The 13,649-nt window shown below is 67.6% G+C and carries 14 protein-coding genes; 9 read left to right on the plus strand and 5 right to left on the minus strand.

Translation table 11 applies throughout. The annotated features are described in order from the left end of the window. Positions 1-105 precede the first annotated feature (105 nt). Complete coding sequence (locus ABNX08_RS03255) at positions 106-426, plus strand: EF-hand domain-containing protein (RefSeq protein ID WP_349605638.1); 321 nt, start codon at positions 106-108, stop codon at positions 424-426. A gap of 197 nt (positions 427-623) precedes the next feature. Here ABNX08_RS03255 and ABNX08_RS03260 read toward each other — a convergent pair whose 3' ends face one another. Continuing rightward, positions 624-1,550: a LysR family transcriptional regulator gene (locus ABNX08_RS03260; protein ID WP_349605639.1), complete on the minus strand. Its 927-nt coding sequence runs from the start codon at positions 1,548-1,550 to the stop codon at positions 624-626. Between the two features lie 91 nt (positions 1,551-1,641). Here ABNX08_RS03260 and ABNX08_RS03265 point away from each other — a divergent pair, with 91 nt between their 5' ends. The 3 genes from ABNX08_RS03265 (at position 1,642) to ABNX08_RS03275 (ending at position 4,421) form a co-directional block, all read left to right on the plus strand. Beyond that, a complete protein-coding gene (locus ABNX08_RS03265) occupies positions 1,642-2,619 on the plus strand; it encodes a tripartite tricarboxylate transporter substrate binding protein (protein WP_022533742.1) in 978 nt (325 codons plus the stop codon). 89 nt (positions 2,620-2,708) lie between these two features. Continuing rightward, a complete protein-coding gene (locus ABNX08_RS03270) occupies positions 2,709-3,680 on the plus strand; it encodes a hydroxyacid dehydrogenase (protein ID WP_349605641.1) in 972 nt (323 codons plus the stop codon). A 33-nt stretch (positions 3,681-3,713) separates the two neighbouring features. After that, positions 3,714-4,421: an RraA family protein gene (locus ABNX08_RS03275; protein WP_349605642.1), complete on the plus strand. Its 708-nt coding sequence runs from the start codon at positions 3,714-3,716 to the stop codon at positions 4,419-4,421. A gap of 148 nt (positions 4,422-4,569) precedes the next feature. Here the strand turns inward: ABNX08_RS03275 and ABNX08_RS03280 are convergent, their stop codons facing one another. The 3 genes from ABNX08_RS03280 to ABNX08_RS03290 form a co-directional block, all read right to left on the minus strand. Beyond that, a complete protein-coding gene (locus tag ABNX08_RS03280) occupies positions 4,570-4,842 on the minus strand; it encodes a uracil-DNA glycosylase family protein (RefSeq protein WP_349605643.1) in 273 nt (90 codons plus the stop codon). Positions 4,843-5,012: 170 nt separating this feature from the next. Then, entirely contained in the window at positions 5,013-5,504 is a 492-nt protein-coding gene (locus ABNX08_RS03285; RefSeq protein ID WP_349605645.1) for a hypothetical protein, read from the minus strand. Between the two features lie 270 nt (positions 5,505-5,774). Further along, positions 5,775-6,431, minus strand: a complete 657-nt coding sequence (locus ABNX08_RS03290; protein WP_349605647.1) for a recombinase family protein — start codon at positions 6,429-6,431, stop codon at positions 5,775-5,777. 750 nt (positions 6,432-7,181) lie between these two features. Between ABNX08_RS03290 and ABNX08_RS03295 the strand changes: the two genes are divergently transcribed. From ABNX08_RS03295 to fdxA, 3 genes are all read left to right on the plus strand, one after another. Beyond that, positions 7,182-7,649, plus strand: coding sequence for a hemerythrin domain-containing protein (locus ABNX08_RS03295; RefSeq protein ID WP_022533748.1), 468 nt, complete (start codon positions 7,182-7,184; stop codon positions 7,647-7,649). Between the two features lie 450 nt (positions 7,650-8,099). Next, the gene (locus ABNX08_RS03300; RefSeq protein WP_349605649.1) at positions 8,100-9,824 is read left to right on the plus strand and encodes a hemagglutinin; all 1,725 of its coding nucleotides are present in this window, start codon (positions 8,100-8,102) and stop codon (positions 9,822-9,824) included. A 124-nt stretch (positions 9,825-9,948) separates the two neighbouring features. Next, entirely contained in the window at positions 9,949-10,278 is a 330-nt protein-coding gene (fdxA, locus tag ABNX08_RS03305; protein WP_349605650.1) for a ferredoxin FdxA, read from the plus strand. Here the strand turns inward: fdxA and ABNX08_RS03310 are convergent. Continuing rightward, positions 10,275-11,375 (minus strand): substrate-binding domain-containing protein, encoded by a 1,101-nt coding sequence (locus tag ABNX08_RS03310; protein WP_022533751.1) that lies wholly within the window; start codon positions 11,373-11,375, stop codon positions 10,275-10,277. The genes fdxA and ABNX08_RS03310 overlap by 4 nt on opposite strands. A 150-nt stretch (positions 11,376-11,525) precedes the next feature. On the opposite strand from ABNX08_RS03310, the gene ABNX08_RS03315 reads away from it, so the two are divergent. Together ABNX08_RS03315 and ABNX08_RS03320 are read left to right on the plus strand one after the other, a co-directional pair. Continuing rightward, positions 11,526-12,059: a formate dehydrogenase subunit gamma gene (locus ABNX08_RS03315; protein WP_022533752.1), complete on the plus strand. Its 534-nt coding sequence runs from the start codon at positions 11,526-11,528 to the stop codon at positions 12,057-12,059. Next, positions 12,056-13,618 (plus strand): NADH-quinone oxidoreductase subunit NuoF, encoded by a 1,563-nt coding sequence (locus tag ABNX08_RS03320; protein ID WP_022533753.1) that lies wholly within the window; start codon positions 12,056-12,058, stop codon positions 13,616-13,618. The genes ABNX08_RS03315 and ABNX08_RS03320 overlap by 4 nt, the downstream gene beginning before the upstream one ends. Positions 13,619-13,649: the final 31 nt, after the last annotated feature.

The following is a 13,649-nucleotide window of genomic DNA, read 5'->3' on the forward strand; positions in this document are numbered from 1 at the left end:
CAGGGCCCGGGAAGTCATTGCCCCCCGATCTCTGCAAATACTGGCCCGTTGCGGACGACCGTCAGGCCGACTGCACTCGCCATCCAAATATCCAGGGAGACTCTGATGATTGCACGACAGCTTTCGCTTGCCGGCCTGGCGCTGGCCGCATGCTTCGCCTCCGGAACCATCGGCGCCCAGCAACAGCCAATGAATCCCAAGGAAGCCATGGCGAAATTCTCCGAGAAGTTCAAGGCGGCGGACGCCAACCACGATGGCAAGCTGACCCGTGACGAAGCGCAGGCCGGTATGCCGGAGGTCTACAAGCAGTTCGACCTGATCGACACAAAAAAGAAGGGCGAGGTGACCGAGCGGCAGGTTGGCGCGTACTGGGCGGCCAAGGCGAAGCAGCGCGGTGCGGCGCAGAACCCGGGTGGGTTGAACTGAGCAACTGGTGTCGGCGGGGAACGCGCGCGGCAGTCGCGATTCCTTGCACGGCGCTGTCGGTATGCCTTGAAAGTTCGCTGACGCGATCGATCTTCAAATCGCCGGACGTGGCACATCTGCTGTCCGCCATCGCGCCGAATGATGTGAGGGCGTTGCAGCGCCCTCACGTAGCGACTGCCGCCCAGTGACCAAAGCCGCTATTCATCCCCCCTGCCTGCGTTGAACAAGCGCCCGCCACGCTCCTGCAAGAGCGCCATCAGGCGATGCGCCGCAGGCGACAGGTAGCCTTCGCGCCGGTATGTCACGCCGAGCCGGCGTTTCAGCGTTGCCTCCTTCAGCGGCACTTCGCGCAGCGGGTGCTGGCTGCCGTTCCCGGCAGCCAGCGTGTGGCGGGACAGGAAGCTGAGCAGCTCGCTCTTCGCAATGAGGCGTGGCAGCAGGGGGATCGAGTTCGCATCGATCTGCGCCGTGGGCGGCGGCAAGCCATGCGACTGGAAGGCCGCATCGAGCCATTGCCGGCTGGGGATGGACCGGGCCGGCAATACCCAGCGCCACGACAGCAGTGATTTCATCGTGATGCGGGGCAGGTCGAAGACCGGGTGATTGCGGCTCGCCGCAACGACGACCACGTCCTCGACGATGGCGCAACTGACGAAGGCGTCGTCGGACTCGGGCATGAGGCCGATCAGCAGGTCGATCGCACCTTCCCTGAGGCGCTCCCGCAAAACCAGGCTCGGTGCGACGGTGATCTCGATCGTGGTCTCCGGCGCTTCGGCGAGAAGGAGATTGCAGATCTCCGGCAACACATGTTCGGCGGCAATCGGTCCGCTGCCGATGCGGACGTGTCCCGCGTTCCCCCTGGCGAAGTCGCCAACCTCCCTGAGCGCCTCTTCCGTTGCGCCGCGCAGCATGCGCGCCCGCGCGAGCAGCACCTCGCCCACCGCGGTGAGGTGTATGCCGCGGCCTTTGCGCTCGAACAGGGCGCTGCCGAACGCATCTTCCAGCCGCTGTACCGCCTTCGTGATCGCAGGCTGCGTTCGCCCCAACTGGTCGGCAGCCTTGCCGACGTGGCCGAGTTCGGCGACTGCCTCAAAGTACCTGAGGTCCCGAAGCTGGATGTCCATCGATAACTTCCAGGAATGAAAACATGAACATTATCAAATGGACGGAATGATTTGGCCAGCCAACAATACAAGCCATAACACAGGAGACATGATGACGAAAACGCGATTCCTCGCGGCTGCCGCCGCGCTTGCCATGCTCGCGGGCAGTGCGTTCGCGCAAGCCTGGCCAGCCAGGCCGATCCGGCTGGTGGTCCCGTTTCCGCCCGGCGGCGGCACCGACACGGTTGCGCGGCTGGTGGCGGAGAAGCTGACGTCGCAGGCGGGCTGGGTCGTCGTGGTGGAGAACCGGCCCGGTGCCGGTGGCAACGTTGGTCTCGACGCGGTGGCGAAGGCGCCGGCCGACGGCTACACGATCGGTCTGGGCCAGACCGCCAACCTCGCGATCAACCCGGCGCTCTATCCGAAGATGCCGTTCGATCCGCTGAAGGACTTCGCACCCATCACGACGGTTGCCTCCCAGCCCGTCGTGCTGGTGGTCAATGCCGCGTCTTCGTTCAGGACGCTGGCAGACGTCGTTACGGCATCGAAGAGCAAGCCAGAGTCCCTGCGCATCGGCCTTGCCGGCAACGGCACGGTAGGCCATCTTGCCGGCGAGATGCTGGAGCGGCGCGCGGGCATCCGGATGCTGAACGTGCCGTACAAGGGCGCCGGCCCGGCCATGGTGGATCTGCTCGGCAACCAGGTGGACCTCAATTTCGCCAATACCGCGGCAGCGATTCCGCAACTCGCGGGGAAGAAAGTTCGCGCGTTGGCGGTGAGCTCCGCGCAACGTGTAAAAAACGTACCTGAGCTGGCGAACGTGCCCACGGTTGCCGAATCGGGGTACCCCGGCTTTGATGCGATCACCTGGACCGGCCTGATCGCGCCGGCAGGCACGCCTCAGGCCGTGGTTGACCGCATCAACGCCGAGGTGCAGAAGGCGCTGAAGAACCCTGACGTGCAAGGCAAGCTGGCCGCCGAGGGCAGTACGCCCATGGGTGGAACGCCCAGGCAGTTCGCCGAATACATCCGTACCGAGCATCAGAAGTGGGGCGCGCTGATCCGCGAGGCGAATATCAGGCTCGAATGAGCTTCCGAACGAATTCTCTGCACCCACCCGGCAAAAGCTCCACGGATCCGTCCCCCGTCTGAATGCTTGCGCTTCAACATTGAAATGTCATGACTACCATCTTCGTCACCGCTCCCAAGCTGGCGCCAGCCGGCGTGGAACTGCTCGCCCAGGCCGGCGCCCGCGTGCTCTATCTGTCCCAGCCTGACAGCGTGGAGGAAGTGGAGCGCGTCATGGCATCGGAGCCCATCGACGCGGTGATCTCGAGGACGGTCCGGCTATCGGCGAAGGCCATCGAATCCTGTCCGACGCTCAAGGTGATTTCGAAGCACGGTGTTGGGGTCAGCAATATCGATGTGGACGCGGCCACGCGCCGAGGCATTCCGGTCTACGTCACGCCGGGGGCAAACGCGCAGTCGGTGGCCGAGATGACGCTGGGCCTGATGTTCGCCGCCGCGCGGCGCATCGGCTGGATGGATGCCGAGTTGCACGGGGGCCGCTGGTCGCGCGCGCAGGACGGCGTGGAACTGCGCGGAAAGACCATCGGCCTGGCCGGTTTCGGGCAGGTCGGCCAGCGCGTGGCGACGGTATGCCTTGCGTTGGGCATGAAGGTCGTGGCGTTTGATCCGGCGCTGACGGACGGTCCCAGCCCGGTCGATGGCGCGCAACTGCTGCCGTCGCTGGCCGAACTCCTGCCGCGTGCCGACGTGTTGAGCCTGCACGTGCCGCTCAACCAACACACGCGCAACATGCTCGGTGAAGCCGCGTTCAGCCGGATGCCGCGCGGCGCGATCCTGGTCAACACGGCGCGCGGTGAGGTGGTGGACGAGGCTGCGCTGATCGCCGCCCTCCAGAGTGGCCAGCTCTATGCCGCCGGGCTGGACACCATGGCTGTCGAGCCGCTGCCTGCCGACAGCCCGCTTTCGACACTGCCGAACGTTGTGCTCACACCGCATGTGGGCGGCTCCACGCCCGCAGCGCTGGCCGCCATGGCGAGCGCCGCCGCCCGCAATGTACTGGGATGTCTGGACGGCGTTCCGGCAGAACGCTCCGCTTGTGCCAACCCGCAAGTCTTTTCCTGACCGCCCGATTACCGTTGATCCCTGGAGACCCTGATGACCACTTCCGAAACCACCGCGCCAGTGCAATGGCCCGCCGGTTACCGCATCAACCCGCGTGTCGACGGACCCGCTCCGGATATCGTGGAGGCTTTCCGCGACATGCCGGTCGCAGCCATCGGCGACTCGATGAGCCGCAACATCGGCACGGTCGGCTTGCGGCAATACCATGCCCGCCTGGACACCGTGCTGTGCGGACCCGCCGTGACGGTCCGGGTGCGCCCCGGGGACAACCTGATGATCCACAAGGCCCTGATGATGGTGCAGCCTGGCGACGTCCTGGTGATCGACGGCGGCGGCGATGTCACGCAGGCGATCGTCGGCGGCCTGATGCGGACGACGTGCATGGCGAAGAAGCTGGGCGGACTGGTCATCGACGGGGCCGTCCGCGACCTGTGCGAATGGGCGCAGGACGGCATGCCCATCTTCGCCAGGGGGCACACCCATCGCGGACCGGGCAAGGATGGCCCCGGGGAGATCAACATTGCCCTTGCCTGCGCGGGTCTGGCGGTGTTGCCCGGTGATCTCGTCGTCGGCGATGCGGATGGGGTGATCGCAGTGCCCGCCGCCGAGGCTGCCGACGTTCTCGAACGCTGCCGGGCACACCTGAAGAAAGAAGCCAGGATTCGCGCGGATAACGCGGCCGGCACATCGGATCCGGAGCGCTTCGATGCAGCGCTGCGCGCGAAGGGCCTGCCGGTCTGAAACGCCTTCCGCAACGCCTGGTGCGGCTGTCCGTTCGAGGCCATCAGCCCGCCGTCGACCGGCGGGACCTTGTCCGCAAAGCGTTGCATCGGGTTCGCCATCCGTAGGATGGCGAGTCTGCGCCCGCGGGGCTCAGCGCCCCTTCGCGTTAGGCACGCGGGTCTGGTCGATGGACGCGCCGCCGGTGCCCTTGCGCGGTTGGCCGTGCAGGCCGTCGCGGGCCGCCTTGCCCGCGCTCTCGGAGGCACTTGACCGCATTGGTCATGAAGAGCTTGTCACGGTCCAGGCCGGCCTTGCCCAGCGCCTCGTCCAGCAGGTGGCCCGCCGGGCCGACAAAGGGAGAGCCCTGCAGGTCCTCCTGCGCGCCGGGCTGCTCGCCCACCAGCATGATGCGCGCGTGCGCGGCCCCCTCGCCGGGCACGCCCTGGGTGGCGTTGCGCTACAGCGGCCGCGTGCGCGGCCCCCTCGCCGGGCACGCCCTGGGTGGCGTTGCGCTACAGCGGGCAACGACGGCATTGGTTCAGCTCAGTGCGGCTGACGGGGGGCTTCTTGCGCTCGGGCATGACGTCGGCGGCGCGGCCGCTGCCGGGTTCATGCTCGATATCCGGACGCAGCGGGCGCAGCGCGCAGCCGCACACGCGTGCCGGCCGAGGCCGTGCAGCAGACCAGGTAGTACGCGCGCTTGAACTGCTGCGCGGCTTCCAGCCTGCGCCCCGCGGCGGCTTCGGCGAACGCCGCGTGCAGGCAGCGCGCGATGCTCTCAGCCGTGCCGCCGTGCTCGAACAGGCCGGGCGGGCGTTCCTGCCACAGCTGCATCAGCACCGCCTGGCGCCGCGCTAGGGTGTGTGGTGGCCAGGCCTGGTCGCGGCTCAGCAACTCCAGCCGCGTGGCCAGCAGCGTTTCAAGCAGCACGGTCGGGCGCGCGAAGTGCCGCGGCCCGCCGGGGCGGGCATGCAATGACGGCGGGGACGAGGGGGTAGAGGGTGTGGAAGCAAGTTGCGCGTGCGTCAGCGCACTGCCGCCGCCGGCCGGATCGGCCAGGGCCGGCGGCATGCCCACGGCTTTCTGCAGTCGGATAGTCATGTCGATGCGCCAAGGGCCGCGTCGGGCGGCGTCGCATGACGGGGCTGCGCGGTTGCCTTGCAAAGGTGGTTCGGGTGCCGGTCCCGCGGCGGCGGGGCTGTGTTCAGCAGGACTTCGTTGCCGGGGACGTTCTGCTCAGACTACTTTCGCAAGGAACGTTCCAAGCCGCGGGCGGCGCCAGGTGGGCGCGCGCGGCCCGGCAACGCATGGGATTCTTGCAACGGTGCGCGTAAATACGTCGACCCACGGCCAGCCCGAGGCTGGTCAGCGTCAGTCGTCGGCAGTTTCCGCTTCCGGTTCCGTGGCCGGCGCAGCAGAGGGCCGCGTGTCGTGCCGCGCCGGCTGCACGGCCGGTTCCGCGGCGCGGATGCGCAGCACCGTCTGGCGCGAGGTATTGAACTGGCGCGCGATCTCGCTGACCGAATGGCCGGCGCGCAGCGCATGCAGGATGGCGCTGCGCTGCTCGGGCGTGTGCTTGGGCGGACGGCCGACCTGCCGCCCCATCGCCTTGGCCGCGGCGAGGCTTTCGCGCACGCGCACGCTGCGCGTGGTGCCTTCCAGCGCTGCTACGGCGCGCAACACCTCCACCGCTTCGGGTGGCGAGGCGCTGGACAGGTTCGTGCGCGACAGCTGCGCGCAATGGAGCGCCACGCCCAGCAGGCGGAAGCGCCGGATGGTGGCCAGCACCTCCTGCACGCTCCAGCCCATGCTGCACAGGCGCAGCATGACCACGGCATCGCCGGCCTGCACCTGCTGCTGCAGTGCGCGCAGGCGGGGGCGCTGCAAAGCCGGCACCGAGGCCGGCTCGCACTCCCAGAAGGCGTGGCGCGCGTCCACGTTGTAGCCGGCTTCAGCAGCGGCTTGTAGTTCTTCGTCGATGGCCTCGGGGCCAACGGCGCGATTCGAATATATGAATGTTGACGGCATGGCGGGATCTCGCACGGCAGTCTGCAATAAACGTCTGCGGCGAACGCGGAGCAAACGCAGCTGTCGCGTTTCAGTCCTTCAGTCAAAGCATTGAGCAGCCCTGCACCGGCAGCCGCATAGTGTGCGGGAAAAACGCATTAAATGCGGCTGTGCATAAGCGGGTGCTTTCGGACAGGGGGCCTGGGCTTGACGGTGGGCACTAACGCGGCTCACTCAAGCGGCTCACTGAAGCGACGCACTGACGACGCACCAACGCGACACCTCGGAGGCCATCGTCCTGGCTGCTCCAGGCGATGCTCCGGCGTGGGCAATGTCGTCGCGAACTCGCGCACATCGCTGTCGCGCGCTCCCGTCGCGATGCCTTGTGGAACAGCAAGCCGGCCAGCGCGGGGCCGGCATGGCGTTTCAGGGACCTGCGTTTGCGGATCCTGGTGCGGGCTTCTGCGATCACGGTTGTCTCCTGTCTGGAATATGCGCGGCGGCGGGGACCGCACGGATGACCGACCCGCGCAACTTTCATGCCGCGCCGCGCACGCCCGCATTGCGTCCCACGCTGCCCTCGCCGGCGCGGCGCCGCGGGCACAATTACAAGCCTTCGCGCAGGAATTGCAATGCGGCATGCGGCGCGGGTGCGCACGCTGCCCACACACGTCCTGCGGGCGTCGTGCGGTGGGCGGCAGTTGTACGGGCACGGAACCTGCCTCCCACGTAGCGAAGCCGGAACACCGCACCCCAGCCAAGGAGAACATCGTGGACAAGTCGAAGATCCCCGCAGACCAGGCCGAAGCCCTCGGCGCACTGATGGACGAGCACCGTGCGGTCAAGAAGCAGTTCAAGGCGTTCAAGGACACCGAGAACCGCGACGAGAAGGAGTCGATCGCGCTGGACGTTTGCCACCAGCTCACGGTGCATGCCACGGTCGAGGAAGAGATCTTCTACCCGGCGCTGCGCGGCGCCAGCGACGAGATCGATGACATGCTGGACGAGGCCCAGGTCGAGCACCAGGTGGCAAAGGACCTGCTCGCCGCGATCGAGGAGGACCCCGCCGGGGACCTGCTGGAAGCCAATTTCACGGTGCTTTCGGAATACGTCTCCCACCATATCGAGGAAGAGGAAGGCGAACTGTTCAAGAACGTGATCAAGGAAAAGGTCAACCTGCGCGAGGTGGCCAAGACCATGGCCGCGCGCAAGGACGAGCTGATGCGCGCAACCGCCTGATCCGCCGCGGGTGGTGGCGGGCGGACCGGTGGGCGGCCGCTGCAATGGCGGCCGCCCTTGCGCCATCACCCGCGTCTTCTTCGATGGCCTTCGTCCGCGAGGCCTTCATGCCAGCCCGGCGCAGCCGGCGCCGATAACGGGCTGCGCCCACGCAATGCCATCCCGCGCGATCTCCCGCGCCGCTCTCCCGCTTTGCGGCCCTGCGCACCTGTGGCGCCGCTACCACTGATCCTCGCTGCCAACTCGCCGCCGTGACCTGCGTCGCCCACAATGCGGTGTCGCCAGCTTGCCTGCCTACCACCTGCAGGTAGGGTCAAGCGTTGCGGTTTTGCTGCCGTTATCGTCGGATACCGCCGCAAACCGCCCGCTGTCTTGGCCGTTGCCCTGGCTGCGGCCGGCGGCCCTGACGTTTCAGATCCTGATTACCACCTTCAACGGAGTTGCGCGGAAATGCCCCGGATTGCCGATGGACTGCACCTGCCCCTGAACCTGCTCGCCGCCGCCATGGCGGCGGCCGTGCTTGCCGCCTGCGGCGGCGGTGGCGGTGATGACGCGGCATCGTCGCAGCCGCCCGCGACCACGACCACCACCACGGACAGCGAGCCCGTCACGGTCGCGCAGCCGCTGGTGATCAACGGCCTGGAGCAGGCCTGCACCGGCTGCGGCGCGGCCACCGGCTCGACCTATGCGGGCAGCGGCACCGGCATCTGGCAGCAGCGAAACGCGGGCAGTGCCGATATCGACGTCAGGTTTTCGATCAGCGGGCTGGGCGGCCAGTCGCTGTCGCTGATGCTGACCAATACCAGCGGCACCAGCCTGACGCTGCCGTCGATCAAGCCCTCGGTGCTGAGCGAGTCGGTGACCGGCCTGTCGATGCGCTCGCTCGCAAGCGTCAGCGACCCGGCTGCGTCAGCCAGCGCCGACGCCGAAGCCACGCGCCGCGAGATCGCCGGTTTCAACCGCAGCGGCTGGGCCGAGCGCGTCGCGGCGGCAGCGCCGCTGCGCAGCGTGATGAGCGCGCCCGCGCCGCAAGCCGCGTCGATGGCCACCACCCGAGGGTGGTACCACACCGACGCGACCACGCGCACCGCCAGCGTGGTACAGCAAGTCACCACCAAGGATGGCGTGACGGTCAGGCTGTGGGTGGAAGACGCGGAATACACCACGGGCAAGGTCGATGCCGCGCTGGTCGGCGCGCTGGCCAATGCCTTTGTCGGTGCCGGCAGCGCCCAGGGCGTCTACGACATGCTGAAGTCCGTGGGCGGCCCGCTGTGGGGCGCGCACAACTACCCGACCACGCTGATCGCCGGCAGTGCCCAGCCGATCGATATCGTGATCCTGAACTTCGACCGCAACAACAAGCCGTTCGGCATGGTCGGCTACTTCTGGGGGCTGCACAACCTGCTGCGCTCGGTCGATCCCACCAGCAATGAATCGGTGTCGCTGTACCTGGACGCCGAGACGCTCTACCTCGGCGGCGCCGACGGCATTCAGTCGATGAAGATGGTGATGGCGCATGAAGGCATGCACATGCAGAACTTCTACCGTCGCAGCGTGCGGATGGGGCCGTCTTACTCGTTCGACGACTGGCTCGAGGAAATGACCGCGATGATGATGGAAGATTTTGCCAGTCACACCATCGACGCCAGCTTCAACAATATCCGCGACGTGCGCATGCCCGACTATGTGCGCACCAACAGCAGCAACTGCAATCTGTTCTCGTTCACCGGCTTCGGCGCGTTCTGCGAAAGCTATTCGGTGTCCGGCACCTTCGGTGGCTTCCTGAACCGGCACCTGGGCCTGGCCTTCTTCAAGGACCTGCTGGCGCGCGGTACTACCACCGATTCCAAGACGGCGCTGGAGCAGTCCATTGCCAGTGCGCAGGTTGGCGTGACGCTGGCCGAGCAGATGCGTCGCTGGGCAGTCAGCACCAATACGCTGATGCCGAGCACGGGCCTGCCAGCCGGCTATGGCTACCCGGCGCGCACGGACAGCGGCTTTACGCTGCCGGCGATCGACCTCCAGAGCTACGCCGCGATCAAGACGGCGGCATCGACGCTGCCGTACCTGTCCGCCTACGGCAGCTACCTGGTCCGCACCGGCGCGGTCACGGGCACCTACAGCAACACCGTGCGCGTGCCGGCCAGCACCACCTTGTCGGTGGTGGCGTACTGACGCAAGAAAGATGCCGCTTCAGGCGATTTGAACGAGTCGCACAAGGCGGCCCGCCCCGCGCGGCAGGGCGGGCCGCTACGATCGATAGGTCTTTACCGCCGTACTGCCGTACCGCCCCCGCCCCATGACCTTTGTCGTAACGGATGCCTGCATCCAGTGCCGCCATACCGACTGCGTGGAAGTCTGCCCGATGTCGTGCTTCCACGAAGGGCCCAACTTCCTCTCCATCGATCCTGACCAGTGCATCGATTGCTCGATGTGCGTCCCGCTTTGCCCCGTCGGCGCGATCTACTCGGAGCACGACCTGCCCGAGGACAAGCGCCATTTCATCGCGCTGAACGCCGAGCTGTCGCGCCGGCCCGACTGGCCGCCGCTGCTGCAGGCCAAGGGCCCGATCCCCGGCCATGAGCAATGGGCCGATCATCCTGACCGGCTTGCGCTGCTGCAACGCTAGCGCACACGCGCGCCCGCGTAATCCGGGAACGCCTCCGCCAGCGTCAGCACCGTGCCGGTCAGCGCGCCGTCATAGCCCGGCAGCGCATTGACGCGCTGGCGGAAGGCCTCGCTGGTGAGCGCGCCCACCGCGCCGGCCAGCGCGGCGCTGCGCAGCATGGTCTTCTCGATCGCAAAGAAGTAGCGCTCCTTGATCACCGGCACGAACCCCAGGCCGAAGCGCCGCGCCGCCGTTTCCACGCCGAAGCCCACGTCGGCCATGCCGCTGCCGATATACGCCGCCACCGCGGCGTGGGTGAACTCGCCGTTGCTGTAGCCTTCGATGCGCGCCGGGTCGATGCCGCGCGCGGCCAGCATCAGGTCCAGCAGCAGGCGCGTGCCCGAGCCCACCTGACGGTTGACGAAGCGCACCTCGCGCCGCGTCAGGTCTTCCAGCGTGTGGATGCCGAGCGGGTTGCCCTGCCGCACGAACAGCCCCTGGCTGCGCACCGCCAGGTGCACCAGGCAGTGCGTGTCGGGTTTCAGCCACGTGGTGAAGTGACGCCACATGCCGTGTTCAAACTCGCCCACCGGCACGTGGAAGCCGGCGATATCGCACGCGCCCTCGGCCAGCGCCGCAACCGCTTCGACGCTGCCGCAGTACTTCAGGTCGTGCCGCACCTGCTGCTCGTCGAGGAAATCGCGCAGCGCCGCGACCGCAAAGCCGTGGCTGGCATGCAGCCGCACCGCCGCCTCGGACTGGTCCATTAGCTTCTTCAACTCGATTTCCAGCTCGGAAGCCAGGCTATCCAGCGTCGGCGACAGGCGCGCGCCGATCCGCTTGCTGGCCCACACCAGTTGCTGCGCCAGCGGCGTGAGGGCGCTGCCGCGGCCGCGGGTCTTGTCGATCAGCGGGCCGCCGAACAAAGCCTCGGCGTCGCGCAGGATGCCCCAGGCATAGCGGTAGGACAAGGACACGGCCTGCGCCGACTGGCTGATGCTGCCCGATTCCCCGATATGGCCGAGCAGGGCCACCAGCCGGGAAACGTCCAGGGCCTCGTCGCCAGGGCTGGCGTCGTCCCGGATCTGCAGGTGGGGAAGGATCGAGATGCGAATCATATGTAGAAAATAGCTTATTGAAGGGGCGCTGTCACTCTCATATAGTCGCTTCAACGGGCAGCCAGGCCAGATCGCAAGCCCGGAAATAGGAAAAAAATAGCATATAACGGCCCGCGCAGCCCGCTCCGTGCGGCCCCCACAGGAGACGCCATGCCAGAAACCGCTCCCATCGCACCGGCATCCGCCGACGCCGCGCGCACTGCTGCGATCGCGGCGATCGTGGCGGCACGGCAGGACCTGCCGGGCGCCTTGTTGCCGATCCTGCACGAGATCCAGGACACGCAGGGCTACATTCCCGACGACGCCGTACCCGTGATCGCCCGCGCACTCAGCCTGTCGCGTGCCGAGGTGCATGGCGTGATCACCTTCTACCACCACTTCCGCCAGCAGCCGGCGGGCCGGCACGTGGTCCAGGTCTGCCGCGCCGAAGCCTGCCAGGCGGTCGGCGCCGAAGCACTGGCCGAGCATGCGAAGCGGGCGCTGGGTTGCGGCTTCCATGAAACCAGCGCGGACGGCCAGGTGACGCTTGAGCCGGTCTATTGCCTGGGCCAGTGCGCCTGCGGCCCGGCCGTGATGGTGGGCGAGCAGCTGCACGGCTATGTCGATGCGAAGCGCTTCGATGCGCTGATCCGGTCGCTGCGCGAGGCGCAGGCCTCCAACGAAACCACGGAGGCCCAGGCATGAGCGCCACTACCACCATCTTCGTGCCGCGCGATTCCACCGCGCTGGCGCTCGGCGCGGACGATGTCGCCCGCGCCATTGCCCGCGAAGCCGCGGCTCGCGGCGACGACGTACGCATCGTGCGCAACGGCTCTCGCGGCATGTTCTGGCTGGAGCCGCTGGTCGAGGTGCAGACCGACGCCGGGCGCGTGGCCTACGGCCCGGTTGGGGTGGCGGACGTGCCCGCGTTGTTCGACGCCGGCCTGCTGCAAGGCGGCGCGCATGCGCTGGCGCACGGCCTGACCGATGAGATTCCGTTCCTGAGGAAGCAGGAGCGCCTGACCTTTGCCCGCGTTGGCATCACCGATCCGCTGTCGCTGGAGGACTACCGCGCGCATGAAGGCTTTGCCGGCCTGGAACGCGCGCTGTCCATGCAGCCCGCCGACATCGTGCAGGAAGTCACCGACTCCGGCCTGCGCGGCCGCGGCGGCGCAGCGTTCCCCACTGGCATCAAGTGGAAGACCGTGCTGGGCGCGCAGTCCGCAGTCAAGTACATCGTCTGCAATGCCGACGAAGGCGATTCGGGCACGTTCTCCGACCGCATGGTGATGGAAGACGATCCCTTCATGCTGATCGAAGGCATGACGATTGCCGGCCTCGCGGTGGGCGCGGAGCAGGGCTACATCTACTGCCGCTCCGAATACCCGCATGCCATCGCGGTGCTGGAAAGCGCGATCGGCATCGCGCGCGCGGCCAGCTGGCTGGGCGACGATATCCGCGGCAGCGGTAAGCGCTTCCACCTCGAAGTGCGCAAGGGTGCCGGCGCCTACGTCTGTGGCGAGGAAACCGCGCTGCTCGAAAGCCTGGAAGGCCGGCGCGGCGTGGTGCGCGCCAAGCCGCCGCTGCCTGCGCTGGAAGGGCTGTTCGGCAAGCCCACCGTGATCAACAACGTGATCTCGCTGGCCACCGTGCCGGTGATCCTGGCGCGCGGCGCGCAGTACTACCGCGACTACGGCATGGGCCGTTCGCGCGGCACGCTGCCGTTCCAGCTCGCAGGCAATATCAAGCAGGGCGGACTGGTCGAGAAGGCATTCGGCGTCACGCTGCGCGAACTGCTGGTCGACTACGGCGGCGGCACCCGCAGCGGCCGCGCCATCCGCGCGGTGCAGGTTGGCGGCCCGCTGGGCGCCTACCTGCCCGAGTCGCGCTTCGACGTGCCGCTGGACTACGAGGCCTATGCCGCCTTCGGCGGCGTGGTCGGCCACGGCGGCATCGTGGTGTTCGACGAGACCGTCGACATGGCAAAGCAGGCGCGCTACGCGATGGAGTTCTGCGCGGTCGAATCCTGCGGCAAATGCACGCCGTGCCGGATCGGCTCGACCCGCGGCGTCGAGGTGATGGACCGCATCATCGCCGGCGAGCAGCCCGTGAAACACGTGGCGCTGGTGCGCGACCTGTGCGACACCATGCTCAACGGCTCGCTGTGCGCGATGGGCGGCATGACGCCGTACCCGGTGCTGTCCGCGCTGAACGAATTCCCCGAGGACTTCGGCCTCGCCTCCAACCCTGCCAAGGCCGCCTGAGCGTCAACTGAGCCGCCAGGTCCCACAAGAA

Origin of the sequence: Cupriavidus sp. DF5525 (genome assembly GCF_040149425.2) — a bacterium.
Taxonomy (GTDB): domain Bacteria; phylum Pseudomonadota; class Gammaproteobacteria; order Burkholderiales; family Burkholderiaceae; genus Cupriavidus; species Cupriavidus pickettii_A.

Coding starts and splice junctions, on each gene's coding strand:
- ABNX08_RS03255 (WP_349605638.1), top strand. CDS start 106: ATGATTGCACGACAGCTTTCGCTTGCCGGCCTGGCGCTGGCCGCATGC.
- ABNX08_RS03260 (WP_349605639.1), bottom strand. CDS start 1,550: ATGGACATCCAGCTTCGGGACCTCAGGTACTTTGAGGCAGTCGCCGAA.
- ABNX08_RS03265 (WP_022533742.1), top strand. CDS start 1,642: ATGACGAAAACGCGATTCCTCGCGGCTGCCGCCGCGCTTGCCATGCTC.
- ABNX08_RS03270 (WP_349605641.1), top strand. CDS start 2,709: ATGACTACCATCTTCGTCACCGCTCCCAAGCTGGCGCCAGCCGGCGTG.
- ABNX08_RS03275 (WP_349605642.1), top strand. CDS start 3,714: ATGACCACTTCCGAAACCACCGCGCCAGTGCAATGGCCCGCCGGTTAC.
- ABNX08_RS03285 (WP_349605645.1), bottom strand. CDS start 5,504: ATGACTATCCGACTGCAGAAAGCCGTGGGCATGCCGCCGGCCCTGGCC.
- ABNX08_RS03290 (WP_349605647.1), bottom strand. CDS start 6,431: ATGCCGTCAACATTCATATATTCGAATCGCGCCGTTGGCCCCGAGGCC.
- ABNX08_RS03300 (WP_349605649.1), top strand. CDS start 8,100: ATGCCCCGGATTGCCGATGGACTGCACCTGCCCCTGAACCTGCTCGCC.
- fdxA (WP_349605650.1), top strand. CDS start 9,949: ATGACCTTTGTCGTAACGGATGCCTGCATCCAGTGCCGCCATACCGAC.
- ABNX08_RS03310 (WP_022533751.1), bottom strand. CDS start 11,375: ATGATTCGCATCTCGATCCTTCCCCACCTGCAGATCCGGGACGACGCC.
- ABNX08_RS03315 (WP_022533752.1), top strand. CDS start 11,526: ATGCCAGAAACCGCTCCCATCGCACCGGCATCCGCCGACGCCGCGCGC.
- ABNX08_RS03320 (WP_022533753.1), top strand. CDS start 12,056: ATGAGCGCCACTACCACCATCTTCGTGCCGCGCGATTCCACCGCGCTG.